Below are 745 nucleotides of genomic sequence, written 5' to 3' on the forward strand. Positions count from 1 at the left end.
ATCCCAAAATTGCCAAGATTTTCCTCAATTCCTTGGCATCAATTTGGCCGGGGGCCGACGTTTTTTGTGCCGCACCAAAGGTAATCGCAGAGCCGAAAGCCGAGCCGGCCAAGCGGCTGACGGCTCCGGTTTTACCCATGGACATAGTAATAATTGGGCGGTCGATAATTTGTGAAACATCATATGTTGCCTGTAATAAGGTCAATACATCTTGCGGCGATTGCGGCATAACGGCAATTTTGCAGATATCCGCGCCCCACTCTGCCATTGTTTTCAGACGGCCTGTAATGTCTGCCAAAGACGGCGTGGCTTGGAAATCGTGATTACAAAGCAAGGCGGCAGTTTGATACTCATGCGCCAAAGCAATGGTTTGTTTTACGCTGCTTTCCTCGGCAAAAAGCTCGATGTCGATAATATCGGCTTGTTTGGAACGGATGATTTTTTCCAATAATTCAAAATAATACTCGTCAGAACAAGGCGTATTGCCGCCCTCTTGCGCCCTTCTAAACGTAAACAGTAAAGGCTTGTCAGGAAAAGCCTGTCGAGTGATGCCTAATTGTTCGGCAATAAAATCGGCATCAAGCGCAGCTTGAAAAAAATCTGCACGAAATTCAATAATGTCAAAAGCCGTCTCTTTCAATACGCGCAAAGCCTGCTCCAATTCCTGCGTATTGGCGGCCACCAGCGGTACGGCAATTTTAGGCAGGCCTTTGCCGATCTCGATATTTTTGATGATGACAGGTTT

The 745-nt window shown here is 47.0% G+C and carries 1 protein-coding gene; it reads right to left on the reverse strand.

The window, feature by feature from the left end; genetic code table 11:
* Window positions 1–745: type I 3-dehydroquinate dehydratase (gene aroD / locus ACTHUM_RS16420; RefSeq protein WP_440403483.1), on the reverse strand; the 745-nt coding region annotated here is incomplete at both ends.

It is taken from the genome of Neisseria sp. P0021.S006 (assembly GCF_051956895.1).